The 18,420-nt window shown below is 53.7% G+C and carries 16 protein-coding genes, 1 tRNA gene and 1 pseudogene; 5 read left to right on the forward strand and 13 right to left on the reverse strand.

Annotated elements, in window-relative coordinates; all coding sequences use genetic code 11:
* Positions 1 to 11: 11 nt before the first annotated feature.
* Together selA and selD are read right to left on the reverse strand one after the other, a co-directional pair.
* Positions 12 to 1,535 carry an L-seryl-tRNA(Sec) selenium transferase gene (gene selA / locus ACPOL_RS21760; protein WP_114208917.1) on the reverse strand — a complete coding sequence of 508 codons (1,524 nt, stop codon included), beginning with the start codon at positions 1,533 to 1,535 and terminating at the stop codon, positions 12 to 14.
* A gap of 2 nt (positions 1,536 to 1,537) precedes the next feature.
* Entirely contained in the window at positions 1,538 to 2,602 is a 1,065-nt protein-coding gene (gene selD / locus ACPOL_RS21765) for a selenide, water dikinase SelD (RefSeq protein ID WP_114208918.1), read from the reverse strand.
* A gap of 58 nt (positions 2,603 to 2,660) precedes the next feature.
* On the opposite strand from selD, the gene ACPOL_RS33225 reads away from it, so the two are divergent.
* Positions 2,661 to 2,755 (forward strand) — tRNA-Sec (locus ACPOL_RS33225).
* Positions 2,756 to 3,439: 684 nt separating this feature from the next.
* Here the strand turns inward: ACPOL_RS33225 and ACPOL_RS21775 are convergent.
* The gene (locus tag ACPOL_RS21775) at positions 3,440 to 4,600 is read right to left on the reverse strand and encodes an IS481 family transposase (RefSeq protein ID WP_114208920.1); all 1,161 of its coding nucleotides are present in this window, start codon (positions 4,598 to 4,600) and stop codon (positions 3,440 to 3,442) included.
* A 454-nt stretch (positions 4,601 to 5,054) separates the two neighbouring features.
* Between ACPOL_RS21775 and ACPOL_RS21780 the strand changes: the two genes are divergently transcribed.
* On the forward strand, positions 5,055 to 5,378 hold the full coding sequence (locus ACPOL_RS21780) for a single-stranded DNA-binding protein (protein ID WP_114208921.1): 324 nt from the start codon (positions 5,055 to 5,057) through the stop codon (positions 5,376 to 5,378).
* Positions 5,379 to 5,441: 63 nt separating this feature from the next.
* Here the strand turns inward: ACPOL_RS21780 and ACPOL_RS34990 are convergent, their stop codons facing one another.
* The 5 genes and pseudogenes from ACPOL_RS34990 to ACPOL_RS21800 form a co-directional block, all read right to left on the reverse strand.
* The gene (locus tag ACPOL_RS34990) at positions 5,442 to 5,639 is read right to left on the reverse strand and encodes a hypothetical protein (protein WP_236656942.1); all 198 of its coding nucleotides are present in this window, start codon (positions 5,637 to 5,639) and stop codon (positions 5,442 to 5,444) included.
* Between the two features lie 23 nt (positions 5,640 to 5,662).
* On the reverse strand, positions 5,663 to 6,226 hold the full coding sequence (locus tag ACPOL_RS34995; RefSeq protein ID WP_236656943.1) for a PDDEXK nuclease domain-containing protein: 564 nt from the start codon (positions 6,224 to 6,226) through the stop codon (positions 5,663 to 5,665).
* Positions 6,227 to 6,241: 15 nt separating this feature from the next.
* Positions 6,242 to 6,688: pseudogene (locus ACPOL_RS36480) on the reverse strand (DUF1016 N-terminal domain-containing protein); the annotation flags it as partial.
* Positions 6,689 to 8,013: 1,325 nt separating this feature from the next.
* Positions 8,014 to 8,811, reverse strand: a complete 798-nt coding sequence (locus ACPOL_RS21795) for a hypothetical protein (RefSeq protein ID WP_114208923.1) — start codon at positions 8,809 to 8,811, stop codon at positions 8,014 to 8,016.
* A 291-nt stretch (positions 8,812 to 9,102) separates the two neighbouring features.
* Positions 9,103 to 10,107, reverse strand: coding sequence for an alpha/beta fold hydrolase (locus ACPOL_RS21800; RefSeq protein WP_236656944.1), 1,005 nt, complete (start codon positions 10,105 to 10,107; stop codon positions 9,103 to 9,105).
* A 550-nt stretch (positions 10,108 to 10,657) separates the two neighbouring features.
* Between ACPOL_RS21800 and ACPOL_RS21805 the strand changes: the two genes are divergently transcribed.
* The 3 genes from ACPOL_RS21805 to ACPOL_RS21815 all read left to right on the forward strand — a co-directional run bounded on the left by ACPOL_RS21805 (position 10,658) and on the right by ACPOL_RS21815 (position 13,660).
* Positions 10,658 to 11,296 (forward strand): HD domain-containing protein, encoded by a 639-nt coding sequence (locus ACPOL_RS21805; protein WP_114208924.1) that lies wholly within the window; start codon positions 10,658 to 10,660, stop codon positions 11,294 to 11,296.
* Between the two features lie 56 nt (positions 11,297 to 11,352).
* Entirely contained in the window at positions 11,353 to 12,795 is a 1,443-nt protein-coding gene (locus ACPOL_RS21810) for a catalase (protein ID WP_114208925.1), read from the forward strand.
* 67 nt (positions 12,796 to 12,862) lie between these two features.
* Entirely contained in the window at positions 12,863 to 13,660 is a 798-nt protein-coding gene (locus ACPOL_RS21815) for an alpha/beta fold hydrolase (RefSeq protein ID WP_114208926.1), read from the forward strand.
* A gap of 398 nt (positions 13,661 to 14,058) precedes the next feature.
* Here ACPOL_RS21815 and ACPOL_RS21820 read toward each other — a convergent pair whose 3' ends face one another.
* From ACPOL_RS21820 to ACPOL_RS21840, 5 genes are all read right to left on the reverse strand, one after another.
* Positions 14,059 to 14,412: a DUF1330 domain-containing protein gene (locus ACPOL_RS21820; protein ID WP_114208927.1), complete on the reverse strand. Its 354-nt coding sequence runs from the start codon at positions 14,410 to 14,412 to the stop codon at positions 14,059 to 14,061.
* Positions 14,413 to 14,831: 419 nt separating this feature from the next.
* Positions 14,832 to 15,488 (reverse strand): sigma-70 family RNA polymerase sigma factor, encoded by a 657-nt coding sequence (locus ACPOL_RS36485; protein WP_114208928.1) that lies wholly within the window; start codon positions 15,486 to 15,488, stop codon positions 14,832 to 14,834.
* A gap of 114 nt (positions 15,489 to 15,602) precedes the next feature.
* The gene (locus tag ACPOL_RS21830) at positions 15,603 to 15,866 is read right to left on the reverse strand and encodes an STAS domain-containing protein (protein ID WP_114208929.1); all 264 of its coding nucleotides are present in this window, start codon (positions 15,864 to 15,866) and stop codon (positions 15,603 to 15,605) included.
* Positions 15,867 to 16,281: 415 nt separating this feature from the next.
* Positions 16,282 to 17,847 (reverse strand): sigma-54 interaction domain-containing protein, encoded by a 1,566-nt coding sequence (locus ACPOL_RS21835; RefSeq protein WP_114208930.1) that lies wholly within the window; start codon positions 17,845 to 17,847, stop codon positions 16,282 to 16,284.
* Between the two features lie 34 nt (positions 17,848 to 17,881).
* Positions 17,882 to 18,226, reverse strand: coding sequence for an integrase core domain-containing protein (locus tag ACPOL_RS21840; RefSeq protein WP_114208931.1), 345 nt, complete (start codon positions 18,224 to 18,226; stop codon positions 17,882 to 17,884).
* Positions 18,227 to 18,420 lie beyond the last annotated feature (194 nt).

Consider the following 18,420-nt stretch of genomic DNA (forward strand, 5'->3'; position numbering starts at 1 on the left):
CAGGTGGCCGCTCAACTGGCGCCAGGCTCACGAGCGCCAACGCTGCTGCGTGCGGCCTGCGTCAGGAGACTTGGCAGAGATGAATCGAACTCCGGCTCCACGGTTCGAAGGTCGAGAAGCAGGCGCTCCTCGCTGATCCGGGCAATGATGGGAGGGTTTAGTTGCCGCAATGCAAATAGGAGTGACTGCGGTTGTACCGCCGCATGCCGCAGTGCGATCGCCCAACTATCGAGGCGCGCTGATGGCGCCGTACCACCGCCAATCAAGCTGAGCGCGGGAACCACCTCCGCGGAAAGTTCGGCGGAAGTGATCTGATTTACAAGTCGCTTGCATCTCTCAGCCAGTTCGGCAGGCGGAATGTGAAGCAATCTCATGATTGGAATTGCATTTTGTCGCCCCAGTAAGTAGTCCATCAGTGTTGCTTCAAGGGCAGCGTACGTCAGCTTATCAACCCGAAACGCCCGGAAGAGCGGGTTTTTGCGAATACGCTCGATAAGATCAGCCCTGCCGATGAGCAACCCACACTGAGGGCCACCGAGCAGCTTGTCCCCGCTGGCGGCCATGAGGTCAGAGCCCAGGCTATAGCTTCCGGTTAATGTTGGCTCGGCGCGAATGCCCAGTTCATCCAAAGGCATGACAAGCCCCGTGCCCTGGTCATCGAAGAAAGGCACACCGTGACTCTTGCAGAGGGAAATCAGATCGGACAGTGCGGGTCGTTCCGTGAACCCTTCCATGCTGAAGTTCGATTGGTGAACGCGGAGAACCAAGCCAGTCTCGGGTGTGATGGCGTTCTCGTAGTCGGCGAGCCGGGTTCTGTTGGTTGTGCCAACTTCACGGAGGCGGGCCCCGGACTTCGCGAGGATTTCAGGAATTCGAAAGCCGCCACCGATCTCGACAAGTTCGCCGCGTGAAATGATTACTTCAGCGTCTTCGGCGATCGAGTGCAGTGCGAGAAAGGTTGCGGCGGCACAATTGTTCACCACGATCGCCCGTCGCGAAGGGGTATCTTCCTGCGTGCCACTCTTAAGGTTGAGCAGACGCAGCAAAAGGCTTTCTGCATGAACATCGCGGCGACTACGCTCTCCGCTCTCCAGGTCGAGCTCAAGATTGGAGTAGCCCTTTGCGACCTCAGCTATGTGATCGATTGCGGCCTGGCTCAAAGGAGAACGCCCAAGGTTGGTATGGAGGACGACGCCCGTCGCATTGATCACTCGTCTCAGGGAATAGCTCGCGTTCTGAATAAGCTCGGCGGCGATATCGCTGTCCAAAGAGTCAAGCCGGTGAGTCAAGCTGGCATGCGTGTACTTACCTGCTGTGACCTGCTCTTTCATACGACGGAGCACGGCCCTGGCCGCTTGCACAACAGCATCGTGGGAGTGGGACTGCAGCATCGCCGCAAACGGCTGGGTCAGGAGCAGATCGCCGATCGAAGGCAGCAGTCTGTATAAGCTGTTCGTTTCGTTACCGTTCGTCGCCTGCTCCAAAGTCTTCATCGCCTCACCCGAGCAGGTCTGATTGTATTGCTTCGTTTGCATGGCTATCTCAGGACAATCGCCGGTTTTCCCCGCCCAGCCACATAATGGCCAAGCACCGTGCCAATCCTTGCGGGGTTTAAGTCTGCCTCGCGCAGAGCGTGTAACAGCAAGTCTGCGCTTTCCGATGCAACCGAGATCAGCAGACCGCCAGCCGTCTGCGGGTCATACAACAAGCTGCGCAGATCATCAGAAATCGCCGCGCCCTCGTGATCTGCGCTCTCACACTCGGCGAACTCGCGGTTCGCCAACAGTCCGGCGGGGATTGCCCCTAGAGCGATGGCGTCGAGCGCGCCGTTGATACGTGGAACCTTATCTGCTTCGATTTCAATCGTCACACCGCTGCCGAGCGCCAACTCGCGTCCATGGCCCATCAGACCAAATCCAGTCACATCGGTCATCGCATGAACGCCGGGCGTCTTCGCCGCAGTCTCAGACGCCGCTCGATTGAGCGTCGTCATCGATCGAACTGCCTCCGAAACCCAGGACTCCTCCGCGATGCCTCGCTTCAATGCGGTCGTAATCACGCCAGTTCCAATGGGCTTAGTGAGAACGAGTGTATCGCCCGAAATCGCACCGGTGTTGGTGAACACTCGCGCGGGGTCAATCAGACCGCTGACTGCATAGCCAAATTTGATCTCCGCATCGCGAACGCTGTGGCCGCCGACGACGACACAGCCGGCTTCGTCCATCTTAGTGAGACCGCCGCGCATGATCTGCTCAAGCACATCGAGGCCGCCATCCTGAGGGAAGCACACAATGGAAAGCGCCGTTACCGGACGGCCTCCCATGGCGTAGATGTCGCTTAGAGCATTGGTTGCCGCGATCTGCCCGAAGGTGAATGGATTATCGACAAGTGGGGTAAAGAAATCCACGGTCTGAACAAGCGCCAGGTCGGGCGCTATGCGGTAAATGCCGGCGTCATCCGACGTTTCGAAACCGACAAGCAAGTTTGGGTCGACTTGTTTTGGAAGCCTCGACAGCACGGCCGCAAGCGACCCGGGCGCAAGCTTGCTCGCGCACCCCCCGGCCTTCACCTGCTGCGTCAATCTCACCGTCGCTGTATCCAATCCAATCTCCTAATCTTGAGATAGCATAGTGTTTCGCCGGGTTGTCGTTGTTGGTTTAGGAAGCGCTTAGGCTCCGGTGGTCCTCCCGGTCTTCAAAACCGGTGGTCGTTCTTAACGGGCGACGGTGTGTTCGACTCACACGCGCTTCCGCCAGACATTAGTTAGTTCGCTGCGAGCAGCCCCCTGGGAGCGTCAGGCTCCCATCGCCAGCAACGACTGTTGAACAGTCGGAGTCTTCCCATCTTCAACATCACGGCGACGCCGCTGATGGAAGGTGAAAAGAACTTGATTCGCTTTCGCGAGTGTTTCGATTCTCTCTGTATAGCTTTCGCTTCGTTCGTGACATCCATGGTTAATCCCGTTGGTGACAAATGGTTATTTCATAAAGCGTACTCTGGTCAACACCCTGAAATGGATATATGTTCGACCGAACATAACGTCCTTTATGTTGTAGTAGCTGTGATCGGAAGACAGTAGCTTCCCGACCCTCCATTTCACCCCTTTTCGTGGGTAGCTCCACGTTCAACAAGCTGACGAACATCCAATCATAGCGCGTGACCGCGCCGTATTTCGGTAGACAAGCCCCTAATGGTGAGAGCACCGGGAGATGGTTTACGTTTCGTACCGGGAAGAGAGTTTACAAGGCCCTTGCGGGGAAATTGGCTCTGGTTCTGGGTAAAGGCTGGCCGAGCCCGGTCTGTAATAAGAATATCTCCCGCCGTCGAAGCGTTGGGAATGTGGGAATCCCGAAGGGATTTCCAAGAGGAGTGGGACGGGTGGAAAACCGGCTTTATGGTTTTCCATGCTTTCCACTCCTCGTCATTTCCAACGCTTGTTTTAGGGACGAAGCGCCGGTAGAAACCGCATTTCGTTGACATCGAACGCACCAACTTCCAAAGAGCAGAAGTAGACTCGATAGAAGGCGTCCTGGACTTTTTCGAGTGCTATATCCTGGCCGCGAAAGACTTGGCTGATGAATACCCGGCCCTTATGCCAGCTAATATCTCCTGAGTCGTTGACACGCCGCGTCTGGAAGTGAGCAGGATACTGATATGCCTTCGTGTACCGTGGCAGAAGCCGCGAGCTGGGCACATAGATGTTGCCGGGTGTTTCGTTCCCCAAGGCTTCGTGCGGACGCTCATGGTTATAGACCCGGCGAAACTCATCGAACCGTTTTTGCTGTGCCTGGAGCGTCTTCGCGGACGGGTTCGTTGTGTCCTGCTTGAGTGTGCGATGCATCCGTTCGTGTCGACCGTTCTGCTGCGGTTTACCCGGCTGAATGCGTTCATGCACGATCCCGAGGCGCACCCAGTTAAGTGACAACTGGGACAGTCCCAGCAAGGCATGTCCAGAGAATGGGCATCCGTTGTCCGTACGAATCCTGTCAGGAACACCATACTCGCGCATCGCTGCCTCGCAGATCGCGAGTACATGCGCCGTATCCATCCGGGTTATGGCCTGACAGCGGATCAGATAGCGACTGTAGGCATCTGTAATGGTGAACGGATCGCATCGGTGCCCATCTCCTGTGCGGAACCAGCCCTTGAAGTCCATGCACCATAGCTGGTTCGGTGCGGTGACCTCAGCGAAGGGTTCTGAGTATGGAGTGGTTCTGCGTCTCTTGCGAACAGGGTTCGTGAGTCCGGCCCGGCGAAGAATCTGGCCAATGGTGCTAGCTGCTGGCCATACAACGTTCGGGTTCATCTTCTCCAAACGCGCCTTCAACTTCCGCGCTCCCCAGGAAGGAAAACGCTTCCGAAGAGCAAGTATCTCGTTTTCGATCTCCATAGAGGTTGCATGAGAACAACCGTGGGGTCTGCGCGAAATATCCAGCAAGCCTTCCGGGCCAACTTCGTTATATCGCTTGATCCACTTATAGGCGGTTGGGCGTGAGATGCCGTACTCATGGCACAAGTCCGTCACAGACATCTCTGCCTTCTGATAACTCGATAAGAACTGCAAGCGTTGATCCACAATACGACTCTCTCTCCAAGGCATAAACGCATCTTCCTGCGTTACGTCCTTCGTTGAAGAGCCACTCCTCCCATATCTGTAAACCCTGTCTCCGGTCTTGCGTGTAAACCATGTCCCCGGTACCTACTATGGGCCAGCCCCTCGCGCTCTGCAAGGCCATTCGCCCCTCCGGGTTTTGGCTCCCCCACGGCTGGCAAGGGACGCAGCCGCGGTCCCCCCAAAAAGCTGCGCTCGAAGACCTTTCCGTTTGCTACCCCCGCCTTCGCCAGTGGGCGTTCGGCATGTATGCACATGCCGTGTTCCACGACACGCAAAAGCAACAGCAACCGACCGGACACAAATCCGTAGGCCATGCATACGGGTTCCGGGAATGAAACTCGCCGAGGATCCACAACCTCAGTGCTCAACGCGCCAAGTAAACCGCAGTCTCAACTGCCAACAAAATGTAAGCCAAACCAAGTCAGGAGAATGAACAACCATGATTAGCGATCTTAACCGTGTAGTTCTGATGGGTCATCCCGGCGCTGATGCCACCAAAGACAAGAACCCCGACGCTCCCATCACCTTCAGCATCGCCACCACTGCCCGCTGGATCGACAAGGCGGCCCAACGCCAAAGCCGCACGGATTGGCACAACATTGTCGTCTTCAACAAACTCTCAAGGTTTGCGGCCAAGCTCAAGAAGGGCGATCGCGTGTACCTCGAAGGCGAGCTGCGAACCAGCAAATGGGAGAAAACCCTTGGCGGCGAAACCTCAAGCTCGTTCGGTACGAGGTCTATGCTTCGCAGATCGACCGCGTAGCGAAGGCTGAAAGATGCGGAAGACGAAATGACATCACAGGAGGTCACGGCAACTTACGCGTAATCAGCAGTCGTCCAAAGGGGGCGGTGCTCCAACACTGCCCCCAACCATCCCGATGTACATGGCCTCACCACACCAAGTGTCATAACCGTAGGATAACGGGTTGTGATTGATCGCGACCGTAATCTCCTGCTCTAAGCTAAGATAGCGTCCATCAGCTGAATCGGGAATGTCCTTACCCGCTGTGTTTGAATTCCGCATTTTCGTTCACCGAGGTATCAGCGTTATGCCTCATCGGGACTCGAATTTTGTAGCAGCAGGCTCCATTCATGAAGCTTTCTCTGAAGGAGCGCCTTCGGAATCATTTGCGTTTCGTACTTCGCCACAAGCGCAGGCGAGAGATGCCTGCTCATGGCGTACTCCACGACTTCGTCATCCTTTGTTCTGCAGAGAAGAACCCCCACGCTGGGATTCTCATGCGGGCGCCTCCGGTCGCGATCAAGGGCCTCCAGGTAGAAGGCAAGTTTGCCCATATGCTCCGGTTCAAAGCGCCCGGCTTTTAATTCGAAGGCTACGAGGCACTGAAGGTCTCGATGATAAAAGAGGAGGTCTAGTTCGAAATCCTGATTGCCGACCTGAACTCTCACTTTTTCCCCAACGAAGGCGAAGCCGTCTCCCAGCTCCATCAAAAACTTCCTCAGGTTCCTGAGAAGCCCAGCTTGGTGGTCTGCCTCACTGTGGGTAGCCGGAAGAGCAAGGAGGTCCAGGAGATAGCTGTCTTTGAAGACCCCTGTGGCGTTATCCGGCAAAACTCGCGACACTGTTGCGAGTTTTAGATCGGAGAGCATTGTCCGTTCAAACGCTGAGTTCTTGATTTGCCTTTCGAGTTCGCGGTGCGACCATCGTCCGCGGGTGGCGGAAAGCAGGTAGAACTCCTTCTCCTCCTCGGATTTGCATTGTGAAAGCAGGAGGAGATGCTTGGACCAGGACAATTCTCGCAACAGCGTTGCGAGTTTTGGGAGCTGCGAGTAGGTCTCAAAGAAGCTGTGGGGTGCGGCGGCAATGCACAAGGTCGGAAAGCGATCTAACCAGTCGAGTAGTCGTCGCTGTTCGATTGCGAAGTCCCGATCACCTGCAACAAGCAGACTCTTATCCGTCGGCATGCTCTTTCTGAGAGGGCCTTCCGCGAAGATTGACTTCTTCGCTATCTTGCCGAAGATGCGTCCCAGGATACTACGCGGCGTCTTGATCTGGCCGGTTGCCATCTCCATCCAGGCAGAACAGTGCGCAAGCATTTGCGCCACGGTCATCGAGCCCCATTGTCTTTCACTTTCAGGTGTCAAGCGTCTAATCCGATTCTTAACTTCGGAGATTGAGGACGGTTCAAACAAGTTTTTCACGAAAGTTTCCTTCCGATAACCGCGGCGGCGCTCCAGATCAAGTGGACGCCGTCCACATACGCTATCAGGCGAGGATTCGGCCGTCCACCGTGCGTCTTCAACGCGATACAGTTTCTCTTTATTGCATATGAAAAATATCCAACCGTGTCAAAGCTCGCAAGACCTCCGGTATGGCGATTTGCGCAATGCGTTGGGGGCAGTGGGCATAGCACGGTCGGGGTGACCGGCGCGGTTGTCTTGCGGGATGCGACTCAGCACGCTGGGCACGTTGGGGCAGTCCCGAAGTTCGCAATAGAGTGGCGTGTCAGCCTTATACCGGTGCGAAGCCTCGCCGCCTCACAGTTCTATGTGTTCCTGATTCAGTCCCCAGCTATCCATAAATTTCTCGCGATTGACTTCGCTCCCATACTCGGATTGTGCCAATATTCACACTCCCGATACGGTTCGTCTGTACTTCAAGGATTGGGTTGACGGTGCTCCCGTCATCTTCCTGCATGCCTATGCCCTCACTTCCGACGCACGGATTACCAGAACGGCACGTCTCTCGCAAAACGGCTTAAGATGCATGGCCTCTGATCGAAGAGGTCGACTATCTGACCGTCCGGGGGAAGGTTATGACTACGACACTCTGGCGGACGATCTCGCCGATGTTATTTCCCATCTCGGTCTCAGCGGAATTATGCTTGTCGGCGATTCAATGAGAGCAACAAGATCACCCGATACCTTCCAGACGTGGAAGTTCTAAGGTTAGAGTACCGTCCTGGTGTCACCCAATACGCCATTATGCTTAGGACAGTCGACAGTCCGGGCGGTCTTGATCCGGCCATCTTCGAACCAGTCATTGAACTGATCGCGGCAGATTACCCGAACGCACTGAGACAGCTTGCGCCCAGCTTCTGGGAGAAGGTGGTCAGGTTTCCCCGGATATGAAAGAGTGGGTTCGCAACCCTCGCTCATTGCTGCGTCCTCCGGCATTCGAGCTTCCCGGCATACCCACTTTCGCGCACGTTTGACCGCCTTCAGTCTCCCAACTCTGGTAATCCAGGGAAACCGAGACCTGATTCTTCCGCTGGAACAAAGCGGTCAGCTCCCGGCGCAAAGAGGAGGTCATCCGGAACAACCGATCTCACTATCGGAGGCTTTAATCAACCGAGAGCCAAAGGGCGACTGTCTCACTATTGAGGGCGTACCCGCCGCAGCCATCAATCAGTTCGCATTCAATCAGGAGTTCCTATTTAGGGTCGCCACGGATGGACGTTTAGGTCGCGTGACAGCATCAACTTCAGTGTCCATTTATCCGAAGCTGCCGTCAGACCATATCCCACACCGGTTTCAACGTTCAGACCGAGAAATTTGCTGCCTGAGTAGTCCGTTGTCGCCCAGACCTCGTGGAATTGCTTTGAAGTTGGCAAGAACCCATGCAGTGGGCCGAAACCGTCGTACTCTTCCGCTGCAACCGCCCACCTGTCGTTGAAGTTGTACGCCACTCTCGCGGACGGGTTGTATTGCAGGTTTCCAAGTCCCCCGGTGTAGTCCGTGTCCACAATCGGGTTGTAGATTAAATCCCATGGATGCAAGTGCAGCCCTACGATCGGCCTGATCTCGGAGGTAATCGTTTTGGATTCCCAGTAGTTGTGATTGACGCTGAACTCAAAATTGGCTGCATAAAAGAAAGTGTGGTCACGAGCGTTGGGGCGCGCGAACAGTTCGCGTATTTTGAAGCCATTAATCGTCGAGCCATGATTCGATGAATAGGGCGACGTTACAGGCAAATAGAGTCCCTGCTCGAACCACGGCGTAACACCATACGCCCATTCCGCGGTGACCTGATACGAATGATTGGCGACGATTGCCCCAGGATAGTCGGGTATCGTTCGTCCCTTGGGCGTGAAGTTGTTGTGGATCATCAGATTGAAGATTCCAGGCGGCGCGATCGCTCCGTCATACACCTGAATCTCGTCGGTTTGAGCAACAACCAGCGCCGGCATAGCGATGAGACAAAGAGTAACCAATACAGGCGCACATATATTCATTTTCAAAATCTCTTCTGAAACTTTCGTTTAACATTCGTCGTTGTGTCCATTCCATCAATCTAGAAGCACCAAGAATTTCGTAGCCGACTCGTAAAGCCCTCTTCTTTGCACTGTTGGCCGGCGGCGCCTCGGGCGAGCAGGTACAGCGCTCCTTCTGACTACGGAGTTGTCTTCCTCACCGATCCGTGCCGGAGCCGTATTCTTGCCAGCTAGCCGATAGAAGAATGTCAAAGATCTTGCTCGAAAGAGCTCATCATCGAGGCGAGATTGCAGGGCACCTGTATTGGGCGATCACGCCGCCAAAAAGTCGCGCACATATGTTGCGACTTCAACAACGTTGGTCTCAAGCGCAAAGTGACCAGCGTCAATAAGATGCACCTCGGCATGCGGATTATCGCGGGCGAAGGCCTTCGCTCCAGCCGGAAGGAAAAACGGATCGAAGCGTCCCCAGACCGCCAGTGTTTTCGGCAGCTTCTCTCGGAAGTACCGCTGAAATTCAGGGTAAAGTTTCACATTGCTCTTGTAGTCCAGAAAGAGATCCAGTTGGATGTCAGCATTCCCTGGCCGGGACATTAGAGCCGCATCGAGAGTATAGCCCTCCGGCTTTACAAGTTCCGGATGTGGTGTTGTGACATATTGCTCTTTAAGTCCTTCAAGAGTGAGAGCTCCACGCAAAGCATTGCGGTTCTCTGTGTTCGGGTCACGCCAGTGTCTCTGAATGGGGTCCCAAGCATTCCCTAGCCCTTCTTCATATGCATTGCCGTTCTGGCTGATGATTGCAGTGATTCTTTCTGGATGCTTCAAAGCAAGACGAAAACCGGTCGGAGCACCATAGTCAAAGACATAGAGTGCGAATCTATCGAGGGATAATGCCCGAGTAAAGGCTTCGATGGTTACGGCCAAATTCTCGAATGTGTACCTATAGCCACGGGTGCTTGGAACGTTAGTGAAACCGAAGCCAGGAAGATCTGGAGCAATCACGCGGTACTTGTCTGCAAGAAGGGGCATGAGTTCGCGGTATTGGAAGGAAGATGCTGGGAAGCCGTGCAAGAGAAGCAACACAGGACTATCCTTCAGACCTGCTTCTCTGTAGAAAACCTCGACGCCATCCGCGTGTATGTAGTGAGTGGCAATCTGAGGTACAGTAGGCGTTTGCTCGGCATGCTTCGTCTGCGCGTATGACTCTAAACCTGACATAAGAGCTATCCCCGTGGCTAGTGTGGTGTACATGAAGGTGCGACGGTCGAGTGTGTCGACACCCGGCCCGCTCTTTCTGGCTTGAGTTTCAAGCTCCATGGTCGTCCTGCTTCTTGCGCGTACTTCTTATAAATGTTCATCGCGCGCACCAGTACATCATAGTTCTTGTCATCACTCGGTGCAGTCTTATTGATTACGCCATCCTGATCAGAACGTTTGCTATGTAGGTTTCACTCATAACCGAATGGCCCCATTGTCCTGCACAGCCAAATACATGCATTTGGACGACCAAACCACATCCTCACACAACGCTAACCTTCCTGCCGTCGGGTTTGCGTTGAGTCTCCAGCCTCATTGGGTAGCAATCCTCTTGAACGGCCGATGGCGGACCGGTTTTTCTCGAAGTGCTGGGACTTATCCAGGGCACACATTTTGTACAACCGTCATCAATTGGCGACCTTCGTCAATCTACCAGGATTGCCAATCTCCGTAATCGCAACACCTTAGCAATGGCACGTGACTTGCCTCAGAGGTAGTGGGCCGGCTGTATCGGGCGGGACATGAGCGGGTGCAACCTCCTACATGTCGAATCTCCACTTCGAATAGTGAGACAGTTATGTCAACTTGCACGGAAGCTTCGTCGTCAACCATGGGATCTGCTTCAACCATTGTGTTTCCTTTCAGCAAACTCACTCGCGATATCACAGAGTTCATCCGAGACACCGAATCGAGCTTACTTTTTAATCATTCCAGCCGTGTTTACTGCTTCGGTGCCCTTGCGGGGCAGCGCCGTGGCCTTACCTTTGACCCGGAACTTCTCTACGCTGGGGCAATGTTCCATGACTTGGGCCTTCTGCCTTCTTACAGCAGCGCGTCTGATCGCTTCGAAGTGGACGGGGCAAACGCAGCAAGCGACTTTCTGCGCCGCTACGGCATACCCCTGAAAGACATCGATCAAGTGTGGACGGCGATCGCGCTCCACACGACTCCGGGGATTCCGCAATACATGCATCCGGTCGTTGCGCTTGTCACGGCCGGTGTCGAAATGGACGTGCTGGGAATTGATTACAACGACTTTGCTGATGTAGAACGGGATTTCGTATTAGGGGCTTTCCCTCGTACCCCCAATTTCAAGGAAGACATCCTACAAGCGTTTTACAACGGCATCAGACACAAGCCCAATACTACATTCGGAAACGTAAAAGCCGATGTTCTGGCTGACAAAGACCCTTCTTTCAAACGCATCAACTTCTGCAGTGTTATTCGCAACTCGCCCTGGCGCAGCTGATATGCCGCGATCTGAATCGACCTTTCAACACCACCTCGATGCTCACAGGAGATCCTATGTCCGAGAAGAAATTCACCAGCGCCACCGGTATGCCGATCGCCGACAACACCAATATTGTCACCGCAGGCCCTCGCGGTCCGGCTCTTTTGCAGGACGTATGGCTGATTGAGAAGCTCGCACATTTTGACCGTGAAGTCATTCCCGAACGCCGCATGCACGCAAAAGGCTGGGGCGCTTATGGAACATTCACGACCACGCACGATATCACCCGCTTTACCAAGGCGAAGATCTTCGACAAAGTCGGGAAGCAGACGCGTTTGTTTTTGCGTTTCTCATCTGTCGCAGGAGAACGCGGTGCTGCGGATGCGGAACGTGATATCCGGGGATTCGCAGTGAAGTTCTACACGGAGGAAGGAAACTGGGACATCGTCGGCAACAACACACCGGTGTTCTTCTTCCGCGATCCACTGCGGTTCTCGGATCTGAATCATGCCATCAAGCGCGATCCTCGCACGGGGCTCCGTAGCGCACAGAATAACTGGGATTTTTGGACTCTGCTCCCCGAAGCGCTTCACCAAGTCACCATTGTGATGTCGGAACGGGGAATTCCGAAGAGCTTCCGCCACATGCACGGTTTCGGCAGCCACACCTTCTCCCTGATCAACGCGGCAAACGAGCGCGTGTGGGTAAAGTTTCACTTCCGCTCGCAGCAGGGCATCGAAAATCTAACAGATGCTGAGGCGTCTGCAATCATAGCCAACGATCGCGAAAGCCACGGTCGTGATCTGCTTGGCGCGATTGAACAGGGAGCTTTTCCACGATGGACTCTGTACATCCAGGTCATGACGGACGCTCAAGCCAAACAGCATAAGCACAACCCCTTTGACTTAACTAAGGTGTGGCCGAAAGCTGAGTACCCACTGATCGAGGTTGGCGTGATGGAACTTAACAAGTATCCCGAGAATTACTTTGCTGAAGTCGAGCAGGCTGCTTTTTCACCGGCTAATGTTGTGCCGGGGATCAGTTTCTCGCCGGACAAGATGCTTCAGGCGAGGCTTTTCTCATATGGAGACACCCAGCGTTATCGTCTAGGCGTGAACTTCAACCACATTCCGGTGAACGCGCCGAAATGCCCTTTCCTCGCTTATCATCGGGATGGAGCCATGCGCACGGACGGCAACCTTGGCGCGACTGTCAGCTACCACCCTAACTCGCTGGGCGTTTGGAGCAATCAACCCGAATATGCAGAACCGGCGTTGAAGCTTGAAGGCGATGCCGATCACTGGGATCATCGCGTCGATGAAGACTACTTTGAGCAGCCCGGCATTCTCTTCCGCAAGATGAGCCCCGCTCAACAACAGGTTCTATTCGAAAACACGGCCCGCGCCATACACGGAGCTTCAGAAGAGGTTCTTACGCGGCACGTCGAGAACTGCAAACGCGCTGATCCGGCTTACGGCGAGGGCGTGGCACGAAGCCTAAAGCCATCAGGCCTCTAACCATACACATCTTACGAACCCCACAACAGGAACAGCCATCCCGCGAGGTGCCGGAAAAGGAATATTGATGTCGCTAATCCAAGTCGCTACAAAGCCCGCCCTCGTACTGTTACACGGAACATCTGGCTTTTCAGAAGATTGGTCGAGCGTGATTGACGCTTTAGCCAACGACCGAGTCGTGATTCGCCCGGATTATATGAATTCAAAGGGCAAAGACGGTGCGTCCTATTCCAGAACGATTCCGGAGGCGGCATCTCAAGTCTTAAAGAATGCTGCCATTATTGATCGAGGGCCAGTTGATCTTGTAGGTTACTCTCTGGGTGCGGGCGTAGCCGCTTTCATCGCTGCGGAATATCCTGAGACCGTTCGTTCGCTAGTCATTGTGTCAGGCTTTGGATACGGCAGCGACGTTTGGATGAAGTTGCAGTTCACTCTCTGGCTCGATTTAATTCGAGCGAACCATGCGGCACTAACCAGGCTGCTGCTCTTGACTGGAGTAAGCACGGATTTCCTCTCACGTTTCGACGAAGATACGATCGCGGGAATCGTCAACGCATTTGTGACCTCCACCGATTGGGAGAGTCTTGATCATTCGATTCGACTTGATCTAGGCCTAGACGTGAGAGAACAATCTCGAAAGATATCAGTTCCAACTCTATCGATCACGGCAACGCACGATCGGATAGTTCCAGCAAGCCATTCGCGTCAACTCAGCGAAATGATGGCCGGCGCTCAACACGCTGCTGTTGATGCAGGTCACCTCGCTTTTCTGGAACGACCGTCTGAACTGGCCATGACCATCGAAGACTTCTTAAGTCGAGTTGATCTGGCGGCCACTCATCTACCGATCACGACAACTGGGTAGGAAAGTCAGTACGACCCTGTTGCCGCTGAAGGTCAGAGTGTCGAGTACCTCGACCATCTTTCTTCCAAGGCTGAATCTGCTGCGCATGCGACGCTGCTTTTCAGTGTGCGCCACGCCGTCCAGGAACGCGACTCTTCTTTTAACGATTGCCGTGACATCTGATTACCTTACTCCCAATTGCAGTGTTGCCTGACGATACTGAACATCACTCGCACGATGTATGAGGTCTTATCAGCAAGTCGGAGAACCACCTACAAATGATGCGGCGCTATATATTGAACGGGGGTTCGTGCACACTTTGCTTGATGTGACAACTAAATCTTCGAACGATAAGAGCAATCCTGGATAGCTTTATCTGAGGGGAGCATCCGCAGCTCCCCCCTTCAGATAAAAAAACTCTATTTCGCGGAGGTGGCTTTACGAACACCCTCAGCCCAACCCTTGACTGTGAAGCCGTCCGGAAGCTGATCGACGAAGATGATGTCGGAAATAGCGTTCTTTGTCCGGAGCGGTAGGATAGCCTGGTATTCCGAAGAGTGATACCAGTTGGTTGCCGACTTGCGATCGGGAAACTCCATCAGTACAACAGCGCCAGGCCAAGTGCCCTCAATGCTCTCCGCCGGGGGGCCAAGAGCGAGCCACTTTCCTCCGAACGGCGCCACAGTCGCTTCTACCGTTTCGAGATAGTCCAATGATGGGCTGTTCGGAACATCGCCCGGGATGCGTAGGTGATTGATCAGGTAGGTTTTCATATTGTTGCTCCTTTGGTGGTTGGTTGAGGTGAAAGTCGATGAAGTGAAAGTCGATAAGGCTTCCTGCCCTGCTATCCGGGAGGTGAGATACCGGCAATAAGGGCCGGCATAAGACGGTCGCGGCACCTAAATACGGCGGCCCTGAAGATCAGTGGGATCGGGAGAGAACTTCGGCTTATTCTCGCTCCTAAGGTAGTCACCTTGGTCTTAATTCTGGAGAGATCTGCGGGAACTCTGGCGATCTCATTATCCTGGTTGTGAGGAGCTCTTCAGCGACCCGATGTTTTTGCGTTCAGAGGCCACGAGTTTGGACTTGAACGGGTCACATGCTGATAAAGATCATTTGGTACAGACATTCATGACTCATTCCTTTCAGGAGAACGCATCTGGACTCCTATAAGACAACACCTGCTCATCCATTACTTGGACCCAGCGGTCAGGGAGGGCTCGGTGTTGCTGTTTCGCCGCACAGCACTAATTCGAGCAGAGCCGGTAGACGATTTGCCCTGCAGCATTCGTCGAGCCGTGTGCAATCTCGCCTTCGCGGTCGAAAGATCAATACTCAGGATTTGCGCAGAGTCTTTCACTGACCACCCCTCAACCATTCGCAACATAAACATCTCTCTGTAACTTTCGGGGAGACTGAAAACCGCCTGCGATAACAAGGCTGCTGTCTCCTTTTGCTCAAAGTGTTGTGAAGGTAGACCTCTTTGATCCACAGGCGTGGCTATGGACGTACTTGCTTTGATCTCCTCGTTGATCGAGTTCATAGGCGTCCGCTTCTTCTTCCGCGATCGCTCTCTCGCTTCGTTCAGGACAATACCGATCAGCCATGTGCCGAATCCGGATTCAATGCGGAACTTTGTCAGATTTTGAAAGGATTTCAAGAAAGCCTCTTGAACCACATCTTCTGCATCTGCCTCGTTCCGTAACAGGCAGAAAGCCACTTTGTATGCGGACACTTCATAGGGCCGAATTAGATCGTGAAAGAGGCTCGTATTCCCGGCGCATATTGCACCTATCATAGAAGCTTCAGTTTGATTCCTAATGATCTGTGACAGTAGGGGTTCAGCCATATCGAGGTCCTCGCTACGAAAGGGTGTTATATGGTTGTGTTTGTCCGCCTATCACATAGTCGGCTATTCTCCCGGCGTCGCGTCAGCGATCAACTATGTAAGCCATAACTCAAATTATCCTCCAACTCTATGCCTGTTGATCCACTCACGGATGTAAGGTGGACAGTTCCGCAGTTCAATACCGGATGATTCGTAGCGTTCGAGTAGGCTGATGACCTCGTGGCCTGCCAAGGTCAGGTCGGTTAAATCCAGAATGATGCGTGTACCCTCGGTCTCCGAATCAATCAGTGCTTTTAATTCACCAACATGTTCTTCGCCCACCCTCCCGCTGAGCGAGAATACGATTCGACCATTCGATACTTTATTGATCTTCAGCAATTGCTTTCTCCAAAGGGCTTAGCAGCTTAAAACAAACTCCCAGACACAATTACGCGGGGGGTGATTTCTGAACGGGCGCCCGAAATGGCAGTCCCTGCAGACACGTGGATATCAGCGGCTGCTTTTGCGCAGACACACAGTTGCAGAGAGTAACCACGGATCAACTTGCCCGAGGTCGCATCGGAGGAATGCTTCATGCCCATATCTATGCAGTTGGCAGGCCATAGAGCAAGTTGTTGAAAGTGAACCAATTAGGCCGGCTGTTCAGATTGACGTAGGTAGTCAATTGGCGAAAATTGGACAACCTGTTTCTGAGAAATGCGCTTCGGAATTCATTTTTGCGACCGCATTGAGGGGGGCCACAGATACATCTGCATCGTCGAGCGCGAGGGTTTCGCTTCAGGACCGCCTGATCTTACACTTTGAATCGATTTTTATTGATCTTCATGCTCTTGATCTTGGACTCAAGAGTTGATCGCGGGATGCCGAGTTTATCCGCCGCCCCTAATGGTCCGTATACCCGCCCCCGGCATTCGCTCAACGCAGCCTCAATGACCTCTCTCTCATTAGAAGAAAGACTCTTCAACGAGTACGGTTCCCGGCTTGAAGCATTGGCAATTGGTCTTTGTGATATCCAACTCTCGTCCACGGAGAAAGTTTCAAAATCACATACGATGACGGAACGTTCGATGACATTTTGTAATTCACGAATGTTTCCGGGCCAGGAGTAGGATTGAAGCAACTCAAGGCTCTTCTTGCTTACAGCCTTAAAATTCTTTCCGGCTTTTCTCGCGTAGCGATCAAGAAAATACTCCACCAGCAATGGAATATCCTCGCTGCGCTCTCGAAGTGATGGAATCTCGAGAGGAAAGACATTGAGTCGGTAGAACAAATCACTACGGAATGAGCCCGAAGCAATCGCTGACTCGAAATCGCGGTTGGTTGCAGCAATTACCCGAACATCAGTTCGTATAGAACCTGTCCCACCTACGCGTTCGAACTCGCGCTCCTGGAGAACTCTCAGGAGAGCAATCTGGGTGTCGAGCGGCAGCTCACCTACTTCATCGAGAAAGATCGTTCCCCCGTCGGCGAGTTCAAAACGTCCCAGGCGGCGTTGCGTTGCACCCGTGAAAGCGCCTTTCTCGTGGCCGAATAACTCCGACAGGATTAGGTCCCGTGGAATCGCTGCACAGTTTACGCTGACGAACGCGCGGGATGCGCGGTTGGATCGCCTGTGAATGGCGCGGGCTACGAGTTCTTTCCCCGTCCCGGTTTCCCCGGTAATCAATACGCTCGAGTCGGTGGGAGCGACCTTGGAAATACGAGAGAGTACCTTCTGCAACAATGGCGATGTTCCGACAATTTCTTCGAACATCGATGCCTTATCAACTTCTTCTCTCAGTGCGATGTTCTCTTGATAGAGTTGGTCCTTAAGTTTCTTGATCTGATCGAAAGCTTTTCTCAGTTCTTCGTTCGCCTGCTTTCGTTGGGTGATATCCGTCGAACTTCCCACAAATTCGATCAGATTTCCGGAGGCGTCTAAAACGGGATCTCCAACGCTGTGGATATATTTCACGACTCCGTCTGGAAGAACGATCCTGTACTCGTATTCGTAATGCGACTTTTTATTGATGGCTTGATTTACTGCCTCCAGCCATTCAGTTCGATCCTCCGGATGAATGCTCTCAAGATGTCGTTGCCACGTTGGAATGCCCTCTTTCCTGTCTATGCCATATATGCGGTACCATTCGTTGGACAAATGCGAAGCGCATGCGTCCCCTTGAATTGGGCGCCACACCCAACTCCCCATATGCGCGAGCCTCTGCGCTTCCGCCAGATAATTCTCTGTCCGCCGCAGGGCCTCTTCCGCCTGCTTTACTGCGGTAATGTCCGTAATTGCGCCCACGTATTCGAGGCTGCCAGATGAGGTGATAAATGCCCGCCCCACCGCATGGACATGCTTGATCGATCCGTTTGGCATCGTCAGGCTGACCTGCCCCGTTTTTCTCAACCAGTCATAACTGGAGATTCTCTCGGTTTAGGTTTGGCTTTGGAAAAACTCCGTAGCCGCCGTGGTGGCTGTGTAAATGTGGGAGGCGTGGTTGGCCTTCCACATTTGCATAGCCTGCTCTCTGCCGGAACTGCTCCGGCGTTTGGTAGCCCAGCGAACTGTGCGGACGTTCCCAGTTATACTCCTGGCGCCAACTCGCCAGAGTGTTGCGCACATCGTTCAAGGTCCGGAACCAGCTTGCGTTGAGGCACTCGTCGCGCAACCGTCCGTGGAAGCTCTCGATGTGGCCGCTTTGATCGGGCGGCCTCTGGATATGCACCAGCCCGGTTTTCGTCTTGCTTTGAAGCATCCAGAAAGAATCACTGCAATCATCAGCCAGAACGGCAATGCATATGAAGAAGGGCTAGGAATGCTTGGGACCCCATTCCCGTAGCACCACACGAAGCACTTGGAAGGAAGAGGTTGAGGAAGGCAGGAAGTCAGGTTTGGGGAGCGTAGCGACCGAGATCCGACTTCCTGGGCCATGGCTGGCCGTAGGTCTCC

The organism is Acidisarcina polymorpha, assembly GCF_003330725.1.
Classification (GTDB): Bacteria; Acidobacteriota; Terriglobia; order Terriglobales; family Acidobacteriaceae; genus Acidisarcina; species Acidisarcina polymorpha.

Bases quoted from the DNA above. Each gene is read 5' to 3' on its own strand.
- selA (WP_114208917.1), bottom strand. From the start codon at position 1,535: ATGCAAACGAAGCAATACAATCAGACCTGCTCGGGTGAGGCGATGAAG.
- ACPOL_RS21775 (WP_114208920.1), bottom strand. From the start codon at position 4,600: ATGCCTTGGAGAGAGAGTCGTATTGTGGATCAACGCTTGCAGTTCTTA.
- ACPOL_RS21780 (WP_114208921.1), top strand. From the start codon at position 5,055: ATGATTAGCGATCTTAACCGTGTAGTTCTGATGGGTCATCCCGGCGCT.
- ACPOL_RS34990 (WP_236656942.1), bottom strand. From the start codon at position 5,639: ATGCGGAATTCAAACACAGCGGGTAAGGACATTCCCGATTCAGCTGAT.
- ACPOL_RS34995 (WP_236656943.1), bottom strand. From the start codon at position 6,226: ATGCTCTCCGATCTAAAACTCGCAACAGTGTCGCGAGTTTTGCCGGAT.
- ACPOL_RS21795 (WP_114208923.1), bottom strand. From the start codon at position 8,811: ATGAATATATGTGCGCCTGTATTGGTTACTCTTTGTCTCATCGCTATG.
- ACPOL_RS21800 (WP_236656944.1), bottom strand. From the start codon at position 10,107: ATGGAGCTTGAAACTCAAGCCAGAAAGAGCGGGCCGGGTGTCGACACA.
- ACPOL_RS21805 (WP_114208924.1), top strand. From the start codon at position 10,658: ATGGGATCTGCTTCAACCATTGTGTTTCCTTTCAGCAAACTCACTCGC.
- ACPOL_RS21810 (WP_114208925.1), top strand. From the start codon at position 11,353: ATGTCCGAGAAGAAATTCACCAGCGCCACCGGTATGCCGATCGCCGAC.
- ACPOL_RS21815 (WP_114208926.1), top strand. From the start codon at position 12,863: ATGTCGCTAATCCAAGTCGCTACAAAGCCCGCCCTCGTACTGTTACAC.
- ACPOL_RS21820 (WP_114208927.1), bottom strand. From the start codon at position 14,412: ATGAAAACCTACCTGATCAATCACCTACGCATCCCGGGCGATGTTCCG.
- ACPOL_RS36485 (WP_114208928.1), bottom strand. From the start codon at position 15,488: ATGGCTGAACCCCTACTGTCACAGATCATTAGGAATCAAACTGAAGCT.
- ACPOL_RS21835 (WP_114208930.1), bottom strand. From the start codon at position 17,847: ATGCCAAACGGATCGATCAAGCATGTCCATGCGGTGGGGCGGGCATTT.
- ACPOL_RS21840 (WP_114208931.1), bottom strand. From the start codon at position 18,226: ATGCTTCAAAGCAAGACGAAAACCGGGCTGGTGCATATCCAGAGGCCG.